At 70.6% G+C, this 22,959-nt stretch carries 17 protein-coding genes and 1 riboswitch; of the genes, 7 read left to right on the top strand and 10 right to left on the bottom strand.

Going from position 1 to position 22,959, the window contains the following annotated elements; all coding sequences use genetic code 11:
- Positions 1–295: 295 nt before the first annotated feature.
- Positions 296–1,570 (bottom strand): serine hydroxymethyltransferase, encoded by a 1,275-nt coding sequence (gene glyA / locus MTE01_RS01200; RefSeq protein WP_103206595.1) that lies wholly within the window; start codon positions 1,568–1,570, stop codon positions 296–298.
- 57 nt (positions 1,571–1,627) lie between these two features.
- Positions 1,628–1,713: riboswitch (ZMP/ZTP riboswitch) on the bottom strand.
- Positions 1,714–1,850: 137 nt separating this feature from the next.
- On the opposite strand from glyA, the gene MTE01_RS01195 reads away from it, so the two are divergent.
- The 3 genes from MTE01_RS01195 (at position 1,851) to MTE01_RS01185 (ending at position 5,179) form a co-directional block, all read left to right on the top strand.
- Positions 1,851–2,237: a YrdB family protein gene (locus MTE01_RS01195; RefSeq protein WP_246077934.1), complete on the top strand. Its 387-nt coding sequence runs from the start codon at positions 1,851–1,853 to the stop codon at positions 2,235–2,237.
- Positions 2,234–3,649 (top strand): FAD-binding oxidoreductase, encoded by a 1,416-nt coding sequence (locus tag MTE01_RS01190; RefSeq protein ID WP_141375253.1) that lies wholly within the window; start codon positions 2,234–2,236, stop codon positions 3,647–3,649. The genes MTE01_RS01195 and MTE01_RS01190 overlap by 4 nt, the downstream gene beginning before the upstream one ends.
- A 129-nt stretch (positions 3,650–3,778) precedes the next feature.
- A complete protein-coding gene (locus tag MTE01_RS01185) occupies positions 3,779–5,179 on the top strand; it encodes a L,D-transpeptidase family protein (RefSeq protein ID WP_141375251.1) in 1,401 nt (466 codons plus the stop codon).
- Positions 5,180–5,402: 223 nt separating this feature from the next.
- On the opposite strand, the gene MTE01_RS01180 is transcribed toward MTE01_RS01185, so the two are convergent.
- A complete protein-coding gene (locus tag MTE01_RS01180) occupies positions 5,403–7,622 on the bottom strand; it encodes an NADP-dependent isocitrate dehydrogenase (RefSeq protein ID WP_141375249.1) in 2,220 nt (739 codons plus the stop codon).
- A 114-nt stretch (positions 7,623–7,736) separates the two neighbouring features.
- The gene (locus tag MTE01_RS01175) at positions 7,737–8,270 is read right to left on the bottom strand and encodes a hypothetical protein (protein ID WP_141375247.1); all 534 of its coding nucleotides are present in this window, start codon (positions 8,268–8,270) and stop codon (positions 7,737–7,739) included.
- Between the two features lie 87 nt (positions 8,271–8,357).
- On the opposite strand from MTE01_RS01175, the gene MTE01_RS01170 reads away from it, so the two are divergent.
- A complete protein-coding gene (locus MTE01_RS01170; protein ID WP_141375245.1) occupies positions 8,358–8,810 on the top strand; it encodes a GNAT family N-acetyltransferase in 453 nt (150 codons plus the stop codon).
- A 237-nt stretch (positions 8,811–9,047) separates the two neighbouring features.
- Positions 9,048–9,884, top strand: a complete 837-nt coding sequence (locus tag MTE01_RS01165) for a PDDEXK-like endonuclease domain-containing protein (RefSeq protein WP_141375243.1) — start codon at positions 9,048–9,050, stop codon at positions 9,882–9,884.
- Between the two features lie 368 nt (positions 9,885–10,252).
- Here the strand turns inward: MTE01_RS01165 and MTE01_RS01160 are convergent, their stop codons facing one another.
- From MTE01_RS01160 to MTE01_RS01145, 4 genes are all read right to left on the bottom strand, one after another.
- A complete protein-coding gene (locus MTE01_RS01160; protein WP_141375241.1) occupies positions 10,253–12,070 on the bottom strand; it encodes an ABC transporter ATP-binding protein in 1,818 nt (605 codons plus the stop codon).
- A complete protein-coding gene (locus MTE01_RS01155; protein WP_103206603.1) occupies positions 12,067–13,932 on the bottom strand; it encodes an ABC transporter ATP-binding protein in 1,866 nt (621 codons plus the stop codon). The genes MTE01_RS01160 and MTE01_RS01155 overlap by 4 nt, the downstream gene beginning before the upstream one ends.
- A gap of 299 nt (positions 13,933–14,231) precedes the next feature.
- Positions 14,232–14,729 (bottom strand): methylated-DNA--[protein]-cysteine S-methyltransferase, encoded by a 498-nt coding sequence (locus MTE01_RS01150; protein WP_116238574.1) that lies wholly within the window; start codon positions 14,727–14,729, stop codon positions 14,232–14,234.
- Positions 14,726–16,333: an AlkA N-terminal domain-containing protein gene (locus tag MTE01_RS01145; protein ID WP_141375239.1), complete on the bottom strand. Its 1,608-nt coding sequence runs from the start codon at positions 16,331–16,333 to the stop codon at positions 14,726–14,728. Before MTE01_RS01145 ends, MTE01_RS01150 begins: the two co-directional genes overlap by 4 nt.
- Before the next feature lie 143 nt (positions 16,334–16,476).
- Between MTE01_RS01145 and MTE01_RS01140 the strand changes: the two genes are divergently transcribed.
- Positions 16,477–17,904, top strand: a complete 1,428-nt coding sequence (locus MTE01_RS01140) for a dihydrolipoyl dehydrogenase family protein (protein ID WP_116238895.1) — start codon at positions 16,477–16,479, stop codon at positions 17,902–17,904.
- Positions 17,905–17,957: 53 nt separating this feature from the next.
- Complete coding sequence (locus tag MTE01_RS01135) at positions 17,958–18,479, top strand: DUF1697 domain-containing protein (protein WP_103206605.1); 522 nt, start codon at positions 17,958–17,960, stop codon at positions 18,477–18,479.
- Positions 18,480–18,917: 438 nt separating this feature from the next.
- On the opposite strand, the gene purH is transcribed toward MTE01_RS01135, so the two are convergent.
- The 3 genes from purH to MTE01_RS01120 form a co-directional block, all read right to left on the bottom strand.
- Complete coding sequence (gene purH / locus MTE01_RS01130; RefSeq protein ID WP_116238575.1) at positions 18,918–20,528, bottom strand: bifunctional phosphoribosylaminoimidazolecarboxamide formyltransferase/IMP cyclohydrolase; 1,611 nt, start codon at positions 20,526–20,528, stop codon at positions 18,918–18,920.
- Between the two features lie 65 nt (positions 20,529–20,593).
- Positions 20,594–21,193 carry a phosphoribosylglycinamide formyltransferase gene (purN, locus tag MTE01_RS01125; RefSeq protein ID WP_103206607.1) on the bottom strand — a complete coding sequence of 200 codons (600 nt, stop codon included), beginning with the start codon at positions 21,191–21,193 and terminating at the stop codon, positions 20,594–20,596.
- A gap of 110 nt (positions 21,194–21,303) precedes the next feature.
- The gene (locus MTE01_RS01120; RefSeq protein WP_174799617.1) at positions 21,304–22,938 is read right to left on the bottom strand and encodes a cell division protein PerM; all 1,635 of its coding nucleotides are present in this window, start codon (positions 22,936–22,938) and stop codon (positions 21,304–21,306) included.
- Positions 22,939–22,959: the final 21 nt, after the last annotated feature.

Genomic DNA, 22,959 nt, shown 5'->3' with positions numbered 1-22,959 from the left:
ATCGCGTTTATGCGGGGGTGGGGCGGGCCGGGCACCCGTCCGACACCGCCGGGTCGTCGCCGCGGGCGCCCCGGGCCGGTGAGATCCGCTGCCACGCATAAACGCTCCTCGGTCGCATAAACGCTCCCTCCCCGCGTTTATGTGCGCGAATCGCGTTTATGCGGGGAGGGGGCCGGCCGGGCTCGGCGCCCGACGCCGCGATGATGGCCGGTGGATGCCGAGGCCCGCCCCGGTGAAGACGGACGGGCCGGATGCCGGGACGGGGCCGCACGCGCGACGCCCGCCCCGGCCGGACTCACTGCTGCAGGTCGGGGTAGAGCGGGAAGGCCTCGGCGAGCTTCGCCACACGCGCGCGCAGGGCCTCGACGTCGGCGCCGGGGATCAGCGCGAGCGCGATGATGTCGGCCACCTCCGTGAACTCGGTGTCGCCGAAGCCGCGGGTCGCGAGCGCGGGGGTGCCGATGCGCAGGCCCGAGGTCACCATCGGCGGACGGGGGTCGTTCGGCACGGCGTTGCGGTTGACCGTGATGTGGATGTCGTGCAGCAGGTCTTCGGCCTGCTTGCCGTCGATCTCGGCTTCGCGCAGGTCGACGAGCACGAGGTGCACGTCGGTGCCGCCCGAGCGCACGGCGATGCCGGCGTTCTTGACGTCGTCCTGCGTGAGGCGGTCGGCGAGGATCGAGGCCCCGCGCAGGGTGCGCTCCTGGCGCTCCTTGAACTCCGGCGTGAGAGCCAGCTTGAACGCCGTCGCCTTGGCGGCGATGACGTGCATGAGCGGACCGCCCTGCTGGCCGGGGAAGACCGCGGTGTTGATCTTCTTGGCGAGGTCGGCGTCGTTGGTCAGGATGAGGCCCGAGCGGGGACCGCCGATCGTCTTGTGCACGGTGGTCGACACGACGTGCGCGTGCGGGATGGGTGAGGGGTGCACGCCCGCGGCGACGAGGCCGGCGAAGTGCGCCATGTCGACCCAGAGAAGGGCCCCGACCTCGTCGGCGATCGCGCGGAAGGCGGCGAAGTCGAGCTGGCGCGGGTAGGCCGACCAGCCGGCGATGATGACCTTCGGCTTGTGCTCGAGGGCGAGGCGGCGCACCTCGTCCATGTCGATGATGCTGGTCTCGGGGTCGACGCCGTAGGCGACGATGTCGTACAGGCGGCCCGAGAAGTTGATCTTCATGCCGTGGGTCAGGTGACCGCCCTGGTCGAGGGCGAGACCGAGCAGCGTGTCGCCGGGGCGGGCGATCGCGTGCAGCACGGCGGCGTTGGCCGAGGCGCCGGAGTGCGGCTGGACGTTGGCGAACTCGGCACCGAACAGGGTCTTCGCCCGCTCGATCGCGAGTGACTCGGCGACGTCGACCTCTTCGCAGCCGCCGTAGTAGCGACGTCCGGGGTAGCCCTCGGCGTACTTGTTGGTCAGCACCGAGCCCTGCGACTGCAGCACCGACACGGGCACGAAGTTCTCGGAGGCGATCATCTCGAGGAACCCGCGCTGGCGGTTGAGCTCGCGCTCGAGGACCTCGGCGATCTCGGGGTCGACCTCGGAGAGGGGGGCGTTGAAGTACGGATCGGTCATGCGATCTCCTTGACGATGGTTCCGGATGCCGCGGGCTCGGCGAGCCCGCGTAGATACCGCATCGACCCAGGCGTGCGGTCGAATACCGTCAAGCGGTCGCTCCCCGGTGGTTCCCCACCTCAACGCCAGTCGCGACGGTGCCACTTTAGCGGGTAAACCCTTCGCGGCTCCGCGTATCTCGGCATCCACCGTTCCTCCACAGGAACTCCCCGCCCGCGCGGTCGACTCGACGCCGAGGCATTGCGGATGCCGGAGCCCGGGGCCCGCGTAAAATGAGGGAGTGACCGACTCCCGCAACGTCCGCGCCCAGGCGCCCCTCGCTCCCGGCATGCGCCCCCGGCCGTCGGCGCTGGAGATCGCGAGCGTCGTCTGCGGCCTGTTCGCCTTCGTGACGCTGGCCATCTGGGGCTTCCTCGCCTGGCCGTTCCCCGGGAACATCGTCGCTGGCATCGGCGCCCCGGCGCTCGCGATCCTCGTGTGGGCTCTCTTCGTCTCGCCGCGGGCTGTGCTCGCCGTGCACCCCTTCGTGCGGGCGCTCGTCGAGCTGTTCGTCTACGCCGCCGCGACCGTCGCGTGGTGGAGCATGGGCCAGGCCTGGATCGGCCTGATCTTCGCGATCGTCGCCGTCGTCCTCGGCGCGCTGAACGGCCGACGGCGCCTGGCATGACGGCGGACGAGACGGCGCACTCTGCGCCGTCCGTGCGCCCCCGGAGCGCGGCCGACCAGACTCTCGCGCTGCTCCGAGCAGACCTCGGCCCGCGCGTCGACACCAGGCCGACCGCCCTCGAGGCGGCCCGCGCCGACAAGTCGGGACATGCGGCCGAGGGCACCCCGCTCGCCGTCGTTCACGCGGTATCCGTCGCCGACGTCCAGACGGTGATGCGCATCGCCACCGCCACCCGCACCCCGGTCGTCCCCCGCGGAGCCGGCACCGGACTCGCGGGCGGAGCCAACACCGGCGGCGGCGAGATCAGCCTCTCGGTGCGCGGCATGGATCGCGTGCTCGAGGTCCGCCCCGACGACCTGTTGGCCGTGGTCGAACCCGGCATCCTGAACGCCGAACTCAATGCCCTGCTCGAACCGCACGGCGTGTGGTGGGCCCCCGATCCCGCGAGCCGGGCCATCTCGACGGTCGGCGGCAACATCGCCACGGGCGCCGGTGGCCTGCTCTGCGCGAAGTACGGCGTCGTGCGCGATGCGGTACTGGGCGTCGACGTCGTCCTCGCCGACGGGCGCCTCATGCACTTCGGCCACCGGAGCGTCAAGGGCGTCACCGGACTCGACCTCACCTCCCTCATCATCGGATCCGAGGGGACCCTCGGGGTCGTCGTGGGCGCCACCCTCAAGCTCCGCCGCCTTGTCGAGGGCGAGCGCGTCACCCTCACGGCGCTGTTCGACGGTGTCCGCGCCGCTGCCGTCGCATCCGCCGCGGTCACGGCCTCGGGGGTGCAGCCCGCGATCATGGAGCTGATGGATGCCACGAGCCTCGCGGCCGCGCACCGCCTGCTGTCTCTTCCGGCACCTCCCGAGGGCGCTGCGCAGCTGACCATCCAGACCGACGGCCCCGTCGCCGCCGACGAGGCGTCCGCGATCGCCGAGATCCTGCGCGAGGCGGGCGGCGCCGTCGCCGTGGCCGCGGACGCCGCCGAGGGCGAGGCGCTGCTGGCCGTCCGCCGCGCAATGCATCCCGCGATGGAGACGCTCGGCACGACCCTCATCGAGGACGTCTCGGTCCCCCGCAGCGCTCTGCCCGACATGTTCGACGAGATCGCCCGAATCGAGCGGGAGTTCGGGCTCGTCATCCCCGCCGTCGCGCACGCCGGCGACGGCAACCTGCACCCGAACTTCGTCTTCGAGGGCCCCGAGGTGCCGCCCGTGGTCTGGGAGGCGGCCGAAGAACTGTTCCGCGCCGCCCTCGCGCTCGGCGGAACCCTCACCGGGGAGCACGGGATCGGTGTGCTGAAGCGGCGCTGGTTGATCGACGAGCTGGGCGACGACCAGTGGAAGCTGCAACGCGACATCGCGCACGCCTTCGACCCGCTCGGCATCCTGAACCCGGGTAAGGTCTTCGGCCCCTGACCTCCGCGTCGTTCTCGGCCGTTATGGCCGCGTCGCGCCATCGACGTGATCAGACCGTGATATTGCTCAGGGCGTATGCGCAACATCCACTCGTAGCATAGGAAGACTGACTATCGGGGGGTTTGACTCATGACCGACGGCGCACCTGGCACCGACGGCGCAACCTACGCCTGGGCACCGCCCGAGCCGACGAAGCGCAAGAACCGTTCCGGCCTCTGGATCGGCATCCCCGCCGGCGCGACGGCCGTGGCTCTCATCGCCGCCTCGCTCGTGCTGATCGCTCCCGGAGCCTCGGTCGCGGGCGTGCAGATCGGCGGTCTCACCGCCGGTGCCGCCGCCCAGGCGATCTCGAACCGCCTGGCCGAGACCGCCATCACCGTCGACTCCCCCGCCGGCGCTGTCACCGTCACGGGAGCCGACCTCGGCGCGACCGTCGACGCGGCCGCCCTCGCCGACAAGGCCTTCGCCGACAACCCCATGTGGAAGCCCGCTTCGTGGTTCCCCGAGGGCACCGGCGTGCAGGTGCAGGTGAACGCCGACGAGGCCGCCACCGCGCTGAAGAACCGCGCCCCCGGCACCTACCGTGCGCCCGTCGACGCCTCCATCGCGTACGACGCGGGCTCGCAGGCGTACGTCGCCACCCCCGCCGAAGCCGGCGAAGGCATCGACGTCGCCGCCGTGACCGCGGCCCTGCAGTCCGCGTTCGACGCGGGTCAGAGCAGCGCGACCGTCACCGCGAGCCTCGTGCCCGTCGACGCCCCCGTCTCGACCGATGAGGCCGGTGCCGCCGTCGCCACGCTCAACGGCATCCTCGACTCGGTCGGCTTCTACGTCGGCGAAGAGCGCACCGTCCCCGTCGACCGCGCCACCGCCGCCTCGTGGCTCACCGTCACCCCCGACGGCAAGGGCGACTTCGCCATCTCGGCCGACACCGCCGCGATCCAATCCGCCGTCGCGGGCCTGCCCGGGGCTGTCGACCGCGCCCCCGTCAACGCCGACGTGATCGTCGACACCGGCGGAGAAGTCATCAAGGCCCTCGCCGAGGGCCAGACCGGCCGGGCGCTCGGCGACACCAGCGGAGTGGCCGCAGCCTTCGCGAAGCAGCTCGCCGAAGGCAACGGGCGGTACGCCCTCCCCGTCACCGAGACGGCGTTCGACACCGCCAAGACCGAGCGCCGCATCGACGTCAACCTCAGCACGCAGACCACGACGCTCTGGCAGAACGGCGAGGTGTACCGCACGTACACGATCTCGTCGGGCGCGGGCGACCACGCGACCCACACCGGCAATTTCCGTATCGGCTGGAAGACCCCGATGCAGGACATGGGCTGCGTTCCCGGGTACGACTACTGCACCAAGGACGTGCCCTGGGTCGCGTACTTCAACGGCGACGAGGGTTTCCACGGAACCTACTGGCACAACAACTTCGGAACGCCGATGAGCCACGGCTGCATCAACATGACGATCCCGCAGGCCAAAGAGCTGTACGACTGGGCCTACCGCGGCACCGAGGTCTCGGTCCACTACTGAGCCCGGGTCTCCAAGAGGGGCGGATGCCGATCGGCATCCGCCCCTCTTCGTTTCCCCGGTGCGTCTCGTACCTGCGTGAGCGGCCCGACTCCCGGGGTGCCCGTGGCGCGTGAGGGGCCAAGAAGCGTCGCCTGACGCCGGGCCGGGCGACGATTTCTGGCCGCTCACGCGAACGGAAGAGGGGCGGATGCCAACGGCATCCGCCCCTCTTCCGTTCTCAGGCTCAGCGCAGGGCGTCGACCACGGCGTTCAGCGTGGCCGAGGGGCGCATGACCTTCTCGACGAGCTCCGCGTTCGGTCGGTAGTACCCGCCGATCTCGGCGTGGTGCCCCTGGACGGCGTTGAGCTCGGCGACGATCGTCTGCTCCGACGTTTCCAGCTTCTCGGCGACCGGGGCGAACACCCGGGCCAGGTCGGCGTCCGTCGACTGCTGCGCCAGCTCCTGCGCCCAGTACAGGGCGAGGTAGAAGTGGCTGCCGCGGTTGTCGATCGTGCCGAGGGCACGGCCGGGCGACTTGTCGTTCTCGAGGAACGTGCCGGTCGCGGCGTCGAGGGTCTGCGCGAGCACGCGGGCGCGCTCGTTGCCCGTGGTGTCGGCGAGGTGCTCGAGCGAGGCCGCGAGGGCGAAGAACTCACCCAGCGAATCCCAGCGGAGGTAGTCCTCCGCGACGAGCTGCTGCACGTGCTTAGGAGCCGAGCCGCCGGCGCCGGTCTCGAACAGGCCGCCGCCCGCGAGCAGCGGAACGATCGAGAGCATCTTGGCGCTCGTGCCCACCTCGAGGATCGGGAACAGGTCGGTCAGATAGTCGCGCAGCACGTTGCCGGTGACCGAGATGGTGTCCTCTCCGCGGCGGATGCGCTCGAGCGAGTAGGTCGTCGCTGCGGCCGGCGCGAGGATCTCGATCGTGAGGCCGTCGGTGTCGTGGTCGGCGAGGTACTCGTGCACCTTGGCGATGAGGTTGCGGTCGTGCGCGCGGGTCTCATCGAGCCAGAACACGGCGGGAACGCCGGCGGCGCGGGCACGGGTGACGGCGAGCTTCACCCAGTCGCGGACCGCGACATCTTTCGTCTGGGTCGCGCGCCAGACGTCGCCGGCGTCGACCTCGTGCTCGAGCAGCACGTCGCCGTTCGAGGCGACGACCTGCACGCGGCCGGGGGCCGGGATCTCGAACGTCTTGTCGTGGCTGCCGTACTCCTCGGCCGCCTGCGCCATGAGGCCCACGTTGGGGACCGAACCGATGGTGGCCGGGTCGAGCGGGCCGTTCGCGATGACGTCGTCGATGGTCGCCTGATACACACCGGCGTACGACGAGTCGGGGATGACGGCGAGGGTGTCGTCCTCTCCCCCGTCGGCACCCCACAGCTTGCCGCCGTTGCGGATGAGCGCGGGCATCGAGGCATCCACGATGACGTCGGAGGGCACGTGCAGGTTCGTGATGCCCTTGTCGCTGTTGACATACGACAGACGGGGCCCGGATGCCAGGGCCTCACGGATCTCGGAGGCGATGGCGTCGCCGCCCTCGACGTTCGACAGACCGGCGAGGATCGAGCCGAGGCCGTCGTTGGGGGTGAGCCCCGCCGCCGCGAGAGCGTCGCCGTGACGGTCGAAGACGTCGGCGAAGAACGCCTTCACCACGTGACCGAAGATGATCGGGTCGCTGACCTTCATCATCGTGGCCTTCAGGTGCACCGAGTAGAGCACGTCGTCGGCCTTCGCCTGCGCCAGCGTGTCGGCGAGGAACGCGTCGAGGGCCGCAGCCGAAAGGAACGTGGCATCCACGATCTCGCCCTGGAGGACTTTCAGCCCCTCCTTGAGCGTCTTCGTGGTGCCGTCGGCGGCCACGTGCTGGATCGTGAGCACGTCGTCGTCGGCGAGGACGACCGACTTCTCGTTCGAGCGGAAGTCGTCGTGACCGAGCGTGGCGACACGGGTCTTCGAGCCCTCGGCGAACGCCTTGTTGCGGTGCGGGTGCTTTTTGGCGTAGTTCTTCACCGCGAGCGGGGCGCGGCGGTCGCTGTTGCCCTCGCGCAGCACGGGGTTCACGGCGGAGCCCTTGATGCGGTCGTAGCGGGCGCGCACGTCTTTGTCTTCGACGCTCGACGCCTCGTCCGGGTAGTCCGGGATGTCGTAGCCCTGCGACTGGAGCTCGGCGATCGCGGCCTTCAGCTGCGGGATGGATGCCGAGATGTTCGGCAGCTTGATGATGTTCGCTTCGGGGAGCGTGGCGAGCCCGCCGAGCTCGGCGAGAGCGTCGCCGACCTGCTGCTCGGGCGTGAGGCGCTGCGGGAAGGCCGCGAGGATGCGGCCGGCGAGCGAGATGTCGCGGGTTTCGACGTCGACACCCGCCTGCTTGGTGACGGCCTGCACGATGGGCAGGAACGACGCGGTGGCGAGAGCCGGCGCCTCGTCGGTGTACGTGTAAATGATGGTGGAATCGGGCACGTCAGATCTCTCCGTAGAGGCGGCCAGGGTTGCGTTTCAGCCTATCGCACGTGGGCAAAGTCTCTTGATGTCGAGATAGTTCTCGGCATCCCTCCGCCGTCTGGAGAGGACTTCTCAGCCCCGGATGCCGTGCTCTCGCGCGGTCTGCGGGTGCCCCAGGCTCTCGCGGGGGACGTCGACCGCCCGCGCCCAGCCGGGGCCGTCGACGACGACGCCACGAGCGACGAGGTCGTCGATGGCGGCATCCACCTCTCGGGCGATCTCGGGCGCGACCTCTCCCCCGACCACCATCGACACGATGACGCGGCTGAGATCGTTCACCGTGCGCGTCGTGAGGACGACGACCGCCTGCATCGAGAGGGGTCCGACACGGGTGGTGAGCAGGGACAGACCGGTCCCGTTGAAGAGTGTTTCGGCGAGGAAGCTGCCACGTTCGTAGACGGTGAGCGTCTCTCCCGTCGCACCCGGGTTCGCGTGGGCCGCTCGCTCCGGCGCGGCACGCAGGTGCGCGCGCTGCAGAGCCTGCTCGAACGCGAGCAGAGCGGCATCCTGAACGCCTTGCGGAACGTGCACCGTGCAGGACAGGGCGATCCGGTGACGCCCCGCGCTCGTCTCGGGCGCTCGCAGGGGCCGGTCAGCATCGTGCACCCGCCCAGCGTATGCACAGGTGACGAGAACCGCATGCGACGGCATGCGATCTTGGGGGCGGGGTCGGGGTGCCGCTAGCCTGGGCCCATGGCTGACCTGCGTCTCGTCGAACTGTCCGCCGCCACGATCGTGGCCGTGAACACCCTGTCGCTCAAGCCCGGGCAGGAGCAGTTCCTCGCGCCGGTCAGTTACGGCATCGCGGCGACCGTCAGCAACCCGCAGACGTCGTGGCAGCGCGTCGTGCTCGACGGCGACGAGGTCGTCGGCTTCGTCAGCGCGAACTTCGACCCGGACGCGCACGAGGAGCACTTCCGCTCGGTGCTGTGGCGCATCAACGTCGACGCCGACGAGCAGGGCCGCGGTGTCGGCAGCTACGCGATCGCTGCTGTCCTCGAAGAGGCCCGTGGCCGCGGCATGGACCACGTCGATGTCATCTACGAACCCGGCGTCGGCGGTCCCGAGGCGTTCTTCCAGCGCGTGGGGTTCGAGCCCGTCGGCGAGACGGAGTACGGCGAGGTCATCGCCCGCGCACGGGTGTAGAACCCGCCGCGCCCGCGGGCGCGGCGTCGGGTTCGCGCGGCGCTGCGTTGGCGTTGCAACAGATTCGGATTCAGGCAACAGATTCGGATCTGTATAGGCTTCGTCGTCCGTATCTGTTGCAGCGATCCGATTCTGTTTAATCGCCACTCCTCCTCCCCAGGATGCGGATCGACGGTCCCCTGCACATCTGCCCCGGCTCGGCGCATCCTCCTCTGCTCGGTGGAGCAGGGTGGGCCCATGGACATCGCCGAGTGGGTGACAGCGCGCGGCGGCATCGTGCACCGTCAGCAGATCCTGGATGCCGGGATCCCGGCCAGTCGACTGCGCGCAACCATCACGCGGGGCGAGGTCGACCGAGTCAGGCGATACTGGGTTACGACGAAGAACGCCCCCGCCGCTCTCGTCGGCGCCGCCCAGGCTTCCGGCAGGCTCGCATGCGTCAGCGCCGCCTCCGTGCGTGGCTGGTGGATCCCCGAGGGAGTCGATTCGTCGCTTCACGTCGCGGTGAAACCTGACGGCCACGCTCCGCCCGCCGACGTCGTCACGCACTGGTCGGCTCCTCTCGTGCCGTTGCCCGCACATCACCTCATCGAGTCGGTTCCCGACTGTCTCGAGCACGTCGCAAGCTGTCTTCCGTTCGAGCAGGCCCTGATCGTGTGGGAATCGGCGCTGCGGCACGAACGCCTGCACCCCGACGCCGTCGCGAAGATGTCATGGCGGACTCCCGCATCGAGGCGATTGGCCTCGATCGCGACGGGGCGGTCGGACTCCGGGCTCGAGACGATCTTCGTGGTGCGCCTGTCCCCCTGGGGCGTGTCGGTGCGCCAGCAGGTGCTCATCGCTGGCCACCGCGTCGATGTTCTGATCGGTGACCGTCTCGTCGTTCAGCTCGACGGTTTCGCCTATCACTCGACTCCTCAGGACCGGCAGCGCGATCTCGCCCACGATCGCGAGTTGATCTCCCGCGGCTACACCGTGCTGCGCTTCAGCTATCGCGACGTGGTGACGGACTGGGCCAGCGTGGAGCGCACGCTCTCGACGGTGATCGCTCAGGGACTGCATCTCGCGCGATGACCGGGAGGAAGCGGCACCACCCCGTCTCACGGAGACCAACGGATGCGGATGAGTGCAACGGATTCGGACGCTTCGGGTCTGCCGATCCGAATCTGGTGCAAACCTCCGAATTCGTTGCCCGCGCGGCGTGCGGCCGTGCGAAGTGCGAGCAGGCCCCGCGCCGCTCCGCGGCCGGCGGGATCACCCCATGCACGCGAACAGATTCGGCGCCAAGCAACGGATTCGGGTCAGAATCAGCATTGCATCCGAATCCCTTGCACTCGTCCGAATCCGCTGGCGACGTGGACGGCGGGGCGGCCCCCGGTGGGCCCGCAGGAACACGGATGCCACGCCCCCGAGAGGACGTGGCATCCGGTGTGCACTGCCGGTCAGACGAGGGACTCGCGCCAGGCGGCGTGCAGTTGGGCGAACTTGCCCGTCCCCGCGATGAGCGCGGCGGGAGTGTCGTCCTCGATGATGCGGCCGTGCTCCATCACCAGGACGCGGTCGGCGATCGCCACCGTGGACAGGCGGTGGGCGATGATGATGGCCGTGCGGTCGGCGAGGAGCGTCTGCAGCGCGTTCTGGATCTGGCGCTCGCTCGGAATGTCGAGCGAAGCCGTGGCCTCGTCGAGGATCAGAACGGCCGGGTCTGCCAGGAACGCGCGGGCGAACGAGATCAGCTGACGCTGACCCGCCGAGACGCGGCCACCGCGCTTGTTCACATCGGTGTCGTAGCCGTCGGGCAGCTTCGAGATGAACGCGTCGGCCCCCACGGCGCGGGCGGCGGCGCGGATCTCGTCCATCGTGGCATCGGGCTTTCCGAGGGCGATGTTGTCGGCCACGGTTCCGCTGAACAGGTAGGCCTCCTGCGTGACCATGACGATCGCGCGACGCAGATCTTTCGGGTGCAGACGGCGCAGGTCGACGTCGTCGAGGGTCACGGCCCCCTTCGAGGGGTCGTAGAACCGCGAGACCAGCTTCGCCAGCGTCGACTTTCCGGCACCCGTCGTACCGACGAGGGCGACCGTCTGCCCGGCCGGGAGGTCGAGCGAGAAGTGCGGCAGGGTGACGCGGTCGTCGGAGTACCCGAAGGTCACATCGTCGAAGCGCACGTGGCCCTTCGCGGTCCACAGGTCGACGGGGTCGGTCGGGTCGGGAACCGTCGGCTCCTCTTCCAGAACCCCCGAGACCTTCTCGAGTGCCGCTGTCGCCGATTGGTAGGAGTTGAGGAAGAAGGCGACTTCCTGCAGAGGCGAGAAGAAGTTGCGCACGTACAGCACAGCCGCGGTGAGCACGCCGATCTCGAGGGGCCCGGCGATCACACGGCCGCCGCCCCAGAGCAGAACGACGGCGACCGAGACCGCGGCGACCGCCATGATCCCGGGCTCGAAGGTGCCGAAGAGCTTGATCGAGCGCATGTTGACGTCGCGGTAGTCGGCGGCGAGCTTGCCGAACTCCTGGTCGTTGCGGGGTTCTTTGCGGAACGCCTTGACGGCGCGGATGCCGGTCATCGACTCGACGAACTTCACGATCACCTGCGCGCTGATCACGCGCGATTCGCGGTAGATGACCTGCGAGCGCGAGTAGAACCAACGCATGAGCAGGTACATCGGGATCCCCATGACGGTCAGGATCAGACCCGACTGCCAGTCGATGAGGAACAGGGCGCCGAGGGTGAACAGTCCGTAGAGGACACCCGAGACGAGCTCGTTGAGACCGCCGTCGAGCAACTCGCGGATCGTGTCGAGGTCGCTCGTCTGACGCGAGATGATGCGGCCCGAGGTGTAGGACTCGTGGAACTCGAGGCTCAGCTTCTGCGTGTGCAGGAAGATGCGCTTGCGGAGGTCGAGCATGACGGCCTGGGTGAGGCGCGCAGCGACGACCACGTACCACCCGATGAGGACGGCACCGCCGATGCCCGCGAGCAGGTACACGCCGACGACGCCGATGGTCGGCATCCAGTCCGATCGCTCGATGACGGCCGGCAGGGCGTTGTCGATGCCGAAGGCGATCAGCGCGGGCCCGGCGACGCGCAGAGCGGTCGACACGACGAGAACGGCACCGGCCAGGACGAGCTGCCAGCGCAGGGGGGACACGAGCGTGCCGAGGAGGCGCAGCGAACGCTGGCGGATCGACCGGCTCTCATCGCGCGTGTAATCGGAGCGGTCTTCGCCGCTGGTTCCGGAGACGGTGGCGGTGCTCATCGGGTCGCCTCCTTATCGGCGAGGGCATCGTCGGTGATGACGGGGATGGCCCCGGTGCGGGCTTCGCGTTCGGCCTGTTCGGCCTCTTCGAGACTCGAGATCACGTAACGGTAGTGGTCGCTTTCGCGCAGCAGATCGGAGTGCGTGCCGACCGCGGTGATGCGACCCTCTTCCAGAAGGGCGACCCGGTCGGCGAGGGTGACCGTCGACGGGCGGTGCGCGACGACCAGGGCGGTCGTCTCGCTGAGGACCTCTCGCAGGGCGTCCTCGACGAGCGCCTCGGTGTCGACATCGAGAGCCGACAGCGGATCGTCGAGCACGAGCACGGCCGGGCGCGCGGCGACGGCACGCGCGAGGGCGAGACGCTGACGCTGTCCGCCGGAGAGGCTGAGCCCCTCTTCACCGATGACGGTGTCGAGTCCGTCGGGCAGGTCGTAGACGAACTGGGCCTGGGCGACCTGCAGTGCTTCGCGCAGGATCTCGTCGGCTTCGTCCGAACCGGGCGTCAGGTCTTCTCGACCCAGCAGCACGTTGTCGCGCACAGTCTGCGAGAACAGCGTCGCGTCTTCGAACGCCATACCGACGTGACGCCGCAGTTCGGCGAGCGTGAGGTCGCGCACATCGACGCCGTCGATCAGCACGCGTCCGCCGGTGACGTCGTACAGGCGGCCGGGGAGGGTCGTCAGCGTCGTCTTGCCCGAACCTGTCAGGCCCACGAGCGCCATCGTCTCGCCCGGGTGCAGCACCAGGTCGACTCCGTCGAGCAGGTCGCGCTCGGTGTCCGCGGCATCCTGGTACCGGAAATGGGCGTTCTCGAAGGTGAGCTCCCCGCGGGGTTCAGCGATGCTGCGCGGGTTCTCGGGATCGACGATGGTGTTCTGCTCGTCGAACACCTCGAAGATGCGGTCGGTCGCCGTGCGCGCGTCGAGCAGGAACGAGAAGAGGAAGCCGATCGACTCCATCGGCCACCGCAGCACGGTCGCCATCGCGAAGAAAGCGACGAGCTCCGGCACCTGCAGCTGACCCAGCTGCGTCAGGACGATGCCCGCGCCCAGGCAGACCGCGAACGCGATGTCGGGCAGCAGCACCAGCCAGAACCAGATCCATCCGACCGCGCGGGCCTTGTCGATCTCGGTCTCGCGCAGCGACTCCGCCTGGCGGGTGAACTTCTTCAGGGCGTGCGCACCGCGGCCGAAAGCCTTGAGGACGCGAATACCGTGGACGCTCTCTTCTACGGACGTGGCGAGGTCTCCGGCCTGGTCCTGGCTCTGGCGGGTCAGCGCGCCGTAGCGCTTCTCGAAACGGAATCCGACGTAGATCACGGGCGCCGAGGTGACGAGGAACAGCGCGCCGAGCAGCCAGTGCCAGCGGAAGAGCAGCACGGCGCCGATGGCGATCGTCAGCATGTTGACGACGAGGAGGATGACGCCGAAGGCCAGCCAGCGGCGGAGCATGCTGATGTCCTGCATCATGCGCGAGAGCAACTGACCGGATTGCCACCGGTCGTGGAACGCGACCGGCAGGCGTTGCAAGCGCGAGTAGAACGACTGGCGGAGGTCGTATTCGACCTTGGTCGCCGGCGCGAGCACGAACCAGCGCCGCAGCCACACCATCGCGGCCTCGGCGAGACCGAGCGCGAGCACGGCGAGCGACCCCCACACCAGGGCAGCGGGATCGAGCGAGGCGATGGGACCGGCGACGATCTGCTCGAGCACCAGCGGGATCGCGAGCGCCAGGAGGCTCGCAATGAGGGCGGTCACGGCACCCGCGATGAGACGCGGGAGCACCGGCCGGGCGATGGGGAGAAGCCGCGCGAGCGCGCGCGGTGTCGAAAGACGGGGCGGAGGCGAAGAGGGAGTCATGATCCTCGTGGGGTCGAAGCGGGCGCCGGGATCGGGCGCGGAAAGGGATGCCCGGGGGGGGCGCGACGACATTCGTCGATCGGGGCGGAGCGGAGCGCCGGAGCGCGGACGCGGAGCCCTAGGGGCGTCGGCCGAGTCGTGCAGCGGCGGAGGGCGCGGCGGCAACCGGTGCGACGGGGGCGTCGATCTGGTCCATGGCATCCTCCTTGTTCGGTGAAGCTTCCGCGGGGGGACGGCAGCCCTCCAGAATATCCCTGAGAAAACGCTGGAGGCAAGAGCGTCTTGTGACGACGGGCCGATCAGACGGCGGATTCGCGTTCCAGCAAGCTTTCTTTGACATGCGTGCCCCAGGCGAAACCGCCCATCGTCCCGTCGCCACGCAGCACGCGGTGACAGGGCACGAAGAGCGCCACCGCGTTTCGGGCGCAGATGGAAGCCGCTGCCCGCACGGCCGACGGCGAGCCGAGCGCCGCGGCGAAGCCCGTGTAGGTGAGGGGCGTGCCCACCGCGATCGCGCGCAGCGCCTCCCACCCGGCGAGCTGGAGGGGCGTCCCCCACTGCGAGACCACCACGGAGTCGATCGCGGCGACGTCGCCGCCGTAGTACCTGCGCACGGCCTCGGCCGCCGAAGTGTCGCCCGCGCGAATGTCGGTGGGACGCCGTTCGGGGCGAAGTCGCGCAAGGACGGCCTCGGTGTCGTCGGTCCAGCCGGACACGAGCACCCGATCGGCCTCATCGGCGAGGATCGCGAACGGCCCGTCGGGGGTCTCGACGAACTGGAGGGTGGCAGCGGTCATGCGAGGTTCTCGCTCTCTGTCTCGGGGGCGGGTGAGGAGGGCAGGACGATGTCGGCGCGGAGGCGGGGGCCTCGCCGGCGGGCCGGCGCCGCGGAGACCACCGCCGCGGACTCCGCCGGCGCCCGCCAGGCCTGCGTCACCGGTGCGGCGTACCAGTAGTGCGCCATCGCGTAACTGCGCCACGGAGCCAGTCGCTGGGACCAGCTCGTGAAACCTGCCGGATCGGAGGGCAGGCCGAGGGCCGCCGCACCGGCGCGGGCCGCCACGTCTCCGGGGAGGAGGACGTCCGGATCGCCGAGCACGCGCATCCGCACGTAGTCGGCGGTCCACGGACCGATCCCCCGCATCGACAGGAGCCGCTCCCGTTGCTCGGCGCCGTCATCGCCGGCGCCGAGCTCGAGGCTGCCGTCGGCCAGTGCCGCCGCGGTCTCGACGATCGCCCGCATGCGTGCGGCGGGGCCACGCAAGACTTCGAGCCCGCGCTCGGCGATCACGGCAGGCGAGGGGAAGAGCGTGAACGGCCGTGGACCGACGGCGGTCTGCTCGCCGAGTTCGGCGGTCAAACGCCCCTGCATCGTCCGAGCCGAGGCGACGCTGATCTGCTGCCCGATCATGGCGCGGAGCAGCATCTCGCCGGAATCGATCGCCCCGGGCACCCTGACGCCCGGAATCGCGGCGACGGCGGGGGCGAGTTCGGCATGCCGGGCGAGGGCCTCGTCGATCGCGAGCGGATCGGCGTCGAGGTCGAACAGCCGCCGGACGCGGGCGATGAGAGTACCCAGGTCGGCCAGCGCTGAAAGCCGGGCGCGCAGGCGGAGACGTCCGTCGTCGGCGAGGCGCACCTCGAACCACGCCGGCCCCGCCGGAAGACGCGCGACCCGCGCGAACGAACGGTCGTCGCCCTCTTCGACACCGGGGATCGCGTGGGCCCTCATCCATCCGAACAGACCGATCGTGTCGATGGGGCCGCGAACGGGGAGAGCGAGGTCGATCTCGCCCGCCGAGGCTTCGACTCCCGAGTCGGGCGAGCGCCGCGCGCGGAGGTCGCGCGGCGGCATGCCGAACACCTCCCCGATGGTGTCGGTGAACTGTCGGACGCTCGAGAACCCGGCCGAGAAAGCGACGTCAGCCGACGACAGATCGGTGCCGACGAGCAACGCGCGGGCCGTGTGGGCCCGGTGGGCACGGGCGAGGGAGAGAGGACCGGCCCCCAGCTCCGCGGTGAGCAGGCGCGTGAGATGACGCGAGGAATAGCCCAATCGGCGGGCGAGTCCCGGAACCCCTTCGCGATCGACGACGCCGTCGGCGATGAGACGCATGGCGCGCGCCACGACGTCACCGCGGACGTCCCACAGGGGCGAACCGGGGGCAGCCTCGGGCAGACACCTCTTGCAGGCGCGGTAACCCGCTTCGTGCGCGGCCGCCGAGGTGGCGTAGAACGTGACGTTCTCTTCTTTGGGCGTGCGCGCGGGGCAGCTCGGACGACAGTAGATGCGCGTGGACCGGACCGCGGTGACGAACTGCCCGTCGAAGCGGCGGTCGCGCGATTGGATCACGCGATAGCGCTCGGCGAAGCCCGGAAGCTCGGAGACGGTGGTGGTCATGGCATCCACCCTGCCATCGACCTCCGACATCGGCTGGCGGAAATCGGACACGGCCGTGGGTCCCGTTTCGACCATCCGTCCTGCTCGCCCCGTCGAGGCGCAACCCCCGTGCGATGTCGGAGGTCGTCGGTAGCGTGAGCACCATGAGCGAACGCGAATACGACCTCATCGTCATCGGCGCCGGCCCCGTCGGCGAGAACGTGGCCGACCGAGCCGTGCAAGCGGGTCTCACGGCGGCCATCGTCGAGTCCGAACTCGTCGGGGGCGAGTGCTCGTACTGGGCGTGCATGCCCTCGAAGGCTCTGCTGCGCAGCGCCGCCGCCCTCCGCGCCGCTCGCGACGTCGACGGCGCCACGCAGGCCGTCACCGGCGACCTCGACGTCGCCGCGGTGCTGCGTCGACGCGACACCATGACCAGCCACTACGACGACTCCGGTCAGGTCGAGTGGCTGCAGGGCGCGGGCATCGACCTCGTCCGCGGACACGGCAGACTCACCGGAGAGAAGACCGTGCGCGTCACCGCCGACGACGGCTCGACCACCGACCTCGTCGCGCGCCACGCGGTCGCCGTGTGCACCGGGTCGGCGGCGCTCCTGCCCGACATCCCGGGCCTGGCCGACACCTCGCCATGGACCAGCCGCGAAGCCACCGCGGTCGAGCAGATCCCCGCATCTCTCGCGATCATCGGCGGCGGAGTCGTCGGTGCCGAGATGGCGACCGCGTTCCAGAGCCTCGGCTCCGCGGTCACCATCGTCGCGCGCTCGGGCCTTCTCGGCGGCAACGAGCCGTTCGCCGGCGAACTCGTGGCCGACTCCCTCCGCGACCGCGGGGTCACGGTCAAGACGGGCGTCGACACCACCTCCGCGCGCCGCGACGACGATGGCCGCGTCACGCTCGAGCTCTCCGACGGCACGGCGGTCACGGCCGACGAGGTGCTCGTCGCGATCGGTCGCACGCCCCGTACGCAGGACCTGGGGCTGGATGCCGTGGGCCTGACCGCCGGAGACTGGCTCGATGTGGACGACACCCTCCTGGTCCGCGGGTTCGACTGGCTCTATGCGGTCGGCGACGTCAACCACCGCGCGCTGCTGACCCACCAGGGCAAGTACCAGGCCCGCGCTGCGGGAGACGTCATCGCGGCTCGTGCGAAGGGCGACGAGGTCGACGACGCTCCCTGGGGCGCTCACGTCGCCACCGCCGACCACGACGCCGTCCCGCAGGTGACGTTCACCGATCCCGAAGTGGCGTCGGTGGGTCTCACCGCGAAGCAGGCGGAAGAGAAGGGGCTGAACGCCAAGGTGCTCGACTACGACCTCGCGAGCATCGCCGGGTCGAGCGAGCAGTCCGACGCCTACGTCGGCAAGGCCCGCGCGATCGTCGATCTCGACCGGGGCGTGCTGGTCGGCGCCACCTTCGTCGGGCCCGACATCGCCGAACTCCTGCACTCCGCCACGGTGGCGATCGTCGGCGAGGTGCCGGTGAAGCGGCTCTGGCACGCGGTGCCCTCGTATCCGACCGTCAGCGAGGTGTGGCTGCGCCTGCTCGAGACGCTCGGGCGCGATTCCGCGTGAGACGGGGCATTCGCACCCGAGGTGCCCGCGCGGCAACGGCGTAGAGTCACCTCATGTCCCGCACCGTCGCCTTCCTCCGCGGTGTCGGCGGCCCCACGGCACTGAAGATGTCCGCGCTGCGCGAGGTGTTGGCATCCGCGGGTCTGGGTGAGGTCGACACGCTCCAGGTGGCCGGCAATGTCGTGCTCGACGACGGCGGACGCTCCCCCCGCGAGGTCGCGGATCGGGTGCGCGGCGCCGTGCGCGAGGCCTTCGGGTTCGATCTCCCGGTCATCGTGCGCACCCATGCCGAGCTCGCGGACGCGCACGCTCGGAACCCTTTCGCCGATGCCGCCGAAGGACGGTGGGTGCAGACGGTGTTCCTCGCCGACCCCCCGGCCCCGGGAGCGTCGCTCGATGTGCCGGCGGACTTTCCTGAAGAGGCGGTGCTCGACGGCTGCGAGGTGTTCGTGCGGTATCCCGAGGGCATCGGCGGCTCGAAGCTGCAGGCCGGCTGGTTCGAGAAACGCCTCGGCGTGACGGGCACCGCGCGCAACGCGAACACGGTGGCCACGCTCGTCGCGATGAGCGCCTGACGCAGCGAGACGCGGGCGGAGCTCTCCCCGCCCCGGCGGTCTGCCCCGTCATCGCGCTCCTGCCTGGGCCGTCCCTCGCGCCCGCCGCCGCGCTGCCATAAACGCTGCTCGCGCGCATAAACGCGTGGTCATCGCGTTTATGCGAGCGATCAGCGTTTATGCGTGAGTATCCGGACGCCCAGCCTCCTCGACAGCTCGGAGAACCCCGCACACGCGCCCCGCCCCTGCACACGCGCCCCGCCCCTGCACGCGCGCCCCGGCCCCGCACACACGCCCCGGCCCCGCAGACGGGCCCCGCCCCCGCACACACGCCCCGGCCCCGCACACGCGCCCCGCCCCTGCACGCGCGCCCCGGCCCCGCAGACGCGCCCCGCCCCCGCACACGCGCCGACGCCGCCGCAACCGAAGCTGCGACGGCGTCGAACGCACCGAGCGGTCTCAGTGGAAGAAGTGACGCTCTCCCGTGAAGAACATCGTGACGCCGGCGGCGCGCGCGGCGTCGACGACCTCGGCATCCCGAACCGACCCGCCGGGCTGGATGATCGCCGTGATCCCGGCGTCGATCAGCACCTGCGGGCCGTCGGCGAAGGGGAAGAAAGCGTCGGATGCAGCGATGGAGCCGGCAGCGCGGTCACCCGCGCGCTCGACCGCGAGGCGGCAGGAGTCGACGCGGTTGACCTGGCCCATGCCGATGCCGACCGTGGCCGAACCCTTCGCGAGCACGATCGCGTTCGACTTCACCGCGCGGCACGACTTCCACGCGAAGATGAGGCTCTCCATGTCCTCGTCGGCGGGACGCTCACCCGAGACGAGCTCCCAGTTCTTCGCCACCGACTCGATGTCGTCGGGGAACCGGTCGGCGTCCTGCAGCAGCAGGCCACCCGAGACGAGGCGCACGTCCATACGCTCCTGCTGCCAGTCGGCCGGCAGGCGCAGCACGCGCAGGTTCTTCTTGAGCTTGAACACCTCGAGCGCCTCGGGCTCGAAGTCGGGGGCGATGATGACCTCGGTGAAGATGTCACGCAGGTTCTCGGCCATCTTGAGCGTGACCGTGCGGTTCGCGGCGATCACACCGCCGAAGGCCGAGACGGGGTCGCACTCGTGCGCGCGCAGGTGCGCCGAGGCGATCGGGTCGAGGGCGTTCGGGGCCGCGACCGCGATACCGCAGGGGTTCGCGTGCTTGATGATCGCCACGGCCGGCTTGACCATGTCGAAGGCGGCGCGCAGGGCCGCATCGGCGTCGACGTAGTTGTTGTACGACATCTCTTTGCCCTGCAGCTGCGTCGCCTGGGCGATGCCGTGTCCGCCGACGCGCGTGTAGATGGCGGCGCGCTGGTGCGAGTTCTCGCCATAGCGCAGGGTCGACAGGCGCTCGGCCTGGATGGTCAGGTGCGCGGGGAGGTCGATGTCGTCGGCGAGGGTGCCCTCGGCGAACCACGTCGACACGGCGGTGTCGTAGGCGGCCGTGTGCGAGAAGGCGCGCGCCGCGAGCTCGCGACGTTGCACGAGATTCGTCCCACCGTTCGTCTGCAGAGCCTGGATGATGGCGGGATACGACTCGGGCGAGACGACGATGGCCACGTTCGCGTGGTTCTTCGCCGATGCACGCACCATGGCGGGGCCGCCGATGTCGATCTGCTCCACGACGTCGTCGCCCTCGGCTCCGGATGCCACCGTCTCGACGAACGGGTAGAGGTTCACGACCACGAGTTCGAAGGGGCGGATGTCGAGCTGCTCGAGCTGCGCCTCGTGCGAGGCCAGGCGCAGGTCGGCGAGCAGACCCGCGTGCACGCTCGGGTGGAGGGTCTTGACGCGCCCGTCGAGCGACTCGGGGAAGCCCGTGACGGCCGAGACGTCGGTGACGTCGTAGCCGGCATCGCGAAGCAGCGTGGCCGAGCCGCCGGTCGAGACGATCTCGACTCCGGCGGCGGCGAGGGCTGCGCCGAGTTCGAGCAGACCGGTCTTGTCGCTCACCGACACCAGCGCGCGGCGGATCGGGACGACGTCGCGGGGGCGGTAGTCGGCGGGGTCGTGGCGGGGTCCGGCCATGGCGTTCGGCTCCTGTGTCTCGAGTCGGGTTCGGGTGCGTGACGGGCCGACGCCCGTCGAGCGGGTCAGGCGGTTCGGGATGCCGTGGCGGCGAGGTCGAGCTCACCCTCGGCGATCCGACGGACGACGTCGATGAGCAGACGTCGCTCGACGGGCTTGATGCGTTCGTGCAGGGAGTCCTCGTCGTCGCCGGGAAGCACGGGGATGCGTTCCTGCGCGAGGATCGGGCCGGTGTCGACGCCGGAGTCGACGACGATCACGCTCGCTCCGGTCTGATCGACGCCCGCGGCGAGGGCATCGCGCACCCCGTGCGCTCCGGGGAATTCCGGCAGGTACGCGGGGTGGGTGTTGATGATGCGCGGTTCCCACTCGGCGACGAGGTCCGCGGGCAGCAGGCGCATCATGCCGCTGAGCACGACCAGGTCAGGATTCCACACGGCGAGCTGCGCACCGAGCTCGGCGCCCCACTCCTCGCGGGACGCGAACGCCCCGAAGGGAACGAGGAAGGTCGGGATGCCGAAGTGCTCGGCGTGGGCGAAGCCGTCGGCCTCGCGATCGGCGCCGACCGCGATCACGCGCGCCGGGAACCCGGGGGCCGAGGCCGCCTCGAGCAGGGCGCGGAGGTTCGAGCCGGCGCCGGAGATGAGGACGGCGACCGTGAGCACGCGCTCAGTCTACGCAGGTGCGTCCGCGCGCGCGGGCCCCTCGGGACCGACAGCACCACTCGGACACCGCGCCCGGGCGCCACTGTCCGGCCGCCCCGATCGCGCCCGGTTCAGCTCGTGCCGTCGGGCTCGCCGCCGTGCTCCGACCAGGCCGCGCGGATGCGCGCGCGCACCTCGTCGTCGCTGAGCTCACCGCTCGAACCCGCCGCGGGGCTCTCGGAAACCGGCGGCGCGGAAGCGGGCGGCGCGGAAGCGGGCGGCGCGGAAGCGGGCGGCGCGGAAACGGGCGGCGCGGAGACGGCCGGCACGGGCGAAGAGAACGCGCCGAGAGCACTCCCCCGCGCCCCGAGCCCGGTGTCGGTGGCGACGGCATCCGGGTCACGGTACGCGCTCGGCCACACGTCGTGCGGGATCCCCGCCCCGGTGGGCGAACCCGTGGGGGTCGGGCCCGTCCCGTGCTCGTCGCGGTCGAAGGGCACGTGCTCGCGCGCGGCGTACGAGAAGCCGCGCTCATCGGGCTCCTCGTGCCGCTCGTCGCCCTCGTCCCCACCGAGACGCGGGCTGAGCAGCAGGATCGCCAGGCCCACGAGCACCTCGAGCCCGAGGGTCAGGGCGAGCGGCCCCGGCTGCGGGCCCGTGTCGGCGAGGCGTCCTGGGCCGATCGACCCCGACGAGACGACGGCCGCGAGCGCCCCCACTCCCCCGGTGAGCACCGCGACCACGACGGCCAGGACCAGTCGGGGCGCGAGCGGCTCGGGGCCGGCGGTGACCGGCATCCGGGATCGCAGGATCCACCCGGTGAGCGCCCCCACGGCGACCGGCAGCAGCACGAGCAGCAGCAGCCACGACGAGGTCGAATCGGGCACCGCGCCCAGCACCGGGATGCCGGGGAGCGCACCGACCTGCGTCGCCGCGGGGGTCACCGCGGTGTCGGTGCCGAGGGCGAAGCCGGGTCCGGCGGCGAACGACACGGCCCACAGCACGAGTGTGGGCAGGTAGAGGAGCTGACCGAGGGCGATGACGGTCGCACCGACGCCGTCGGCGTTACTCGCCTGGTAGAGCCCGATCACCTGCGAAGCGCGGGCGATCAGCCCCGCCAGCACGACCACGGCGCCCACCGAGACGAGCCCGAGGGTCGCGATGGCGAGTCCGCGCAGGGCGAGTCCCGGAACGGACGCCCAGGTCGACGGCATCCGTTCGATCCATCCGCGCACGGCGTCGACAGGGCCGTCGTCGCCGACGCGCCACGCGCCCGCGATGGCACCGATGAGCGAGGGCACGAGGAAGACCAGTGACGGCAGCAGGATCGCGAGCCAGGTCTCGGATGTCACGAGCGAGGCCTGCGAGGTGAGCGCGATGCCCGCGGAGAGCGCCGCGAAGACGAGCGAGCCCGACAGCCACCCGGTGAGACCGGAGCCCGCCTCGGCGGCGCGGGAACCCGAGCGGGCGGCGAAGAGGCCGGTGAAGGCGGCGAAGGCGAGGGGCGCGAGCGAGAGCGTGAAGGTCGCGAAGCTCGGGTCGATGCCGGTCGCGGCGAGGTACGCGTCGGGCAGGGTGATGGTCACCGGCACGAGGTGGCCGAGGTGCCAGACCGCGGCCGACGCGGGCCAGAGCGCGCCCCAGTCGGGATCGCCGATGCCGAAGACCCAGAGCAGCGCGAGCGGCGCGAGCACCACCGCGATACCGCCCGCGGCAGCCAGGACGGCGTCGAGGGCGGCGAGGAGAGCGATGAGGAGGCGATGCATGGGCAAAGGAACCCTACCCGC

Source organism: Microbacterium testaceum, assembly GCF_006539145.1.
Taxonomy (GTDB): domain Bacteria; phylum Actinomycetota; class Actinomycetes; order Actinomycetales; family Microbacteriaceae; genus Microbacterium; species Microbacterium testaceum.
This window is presented reverse-complemented; position numbering and strand designations above follow the sequence as displayed.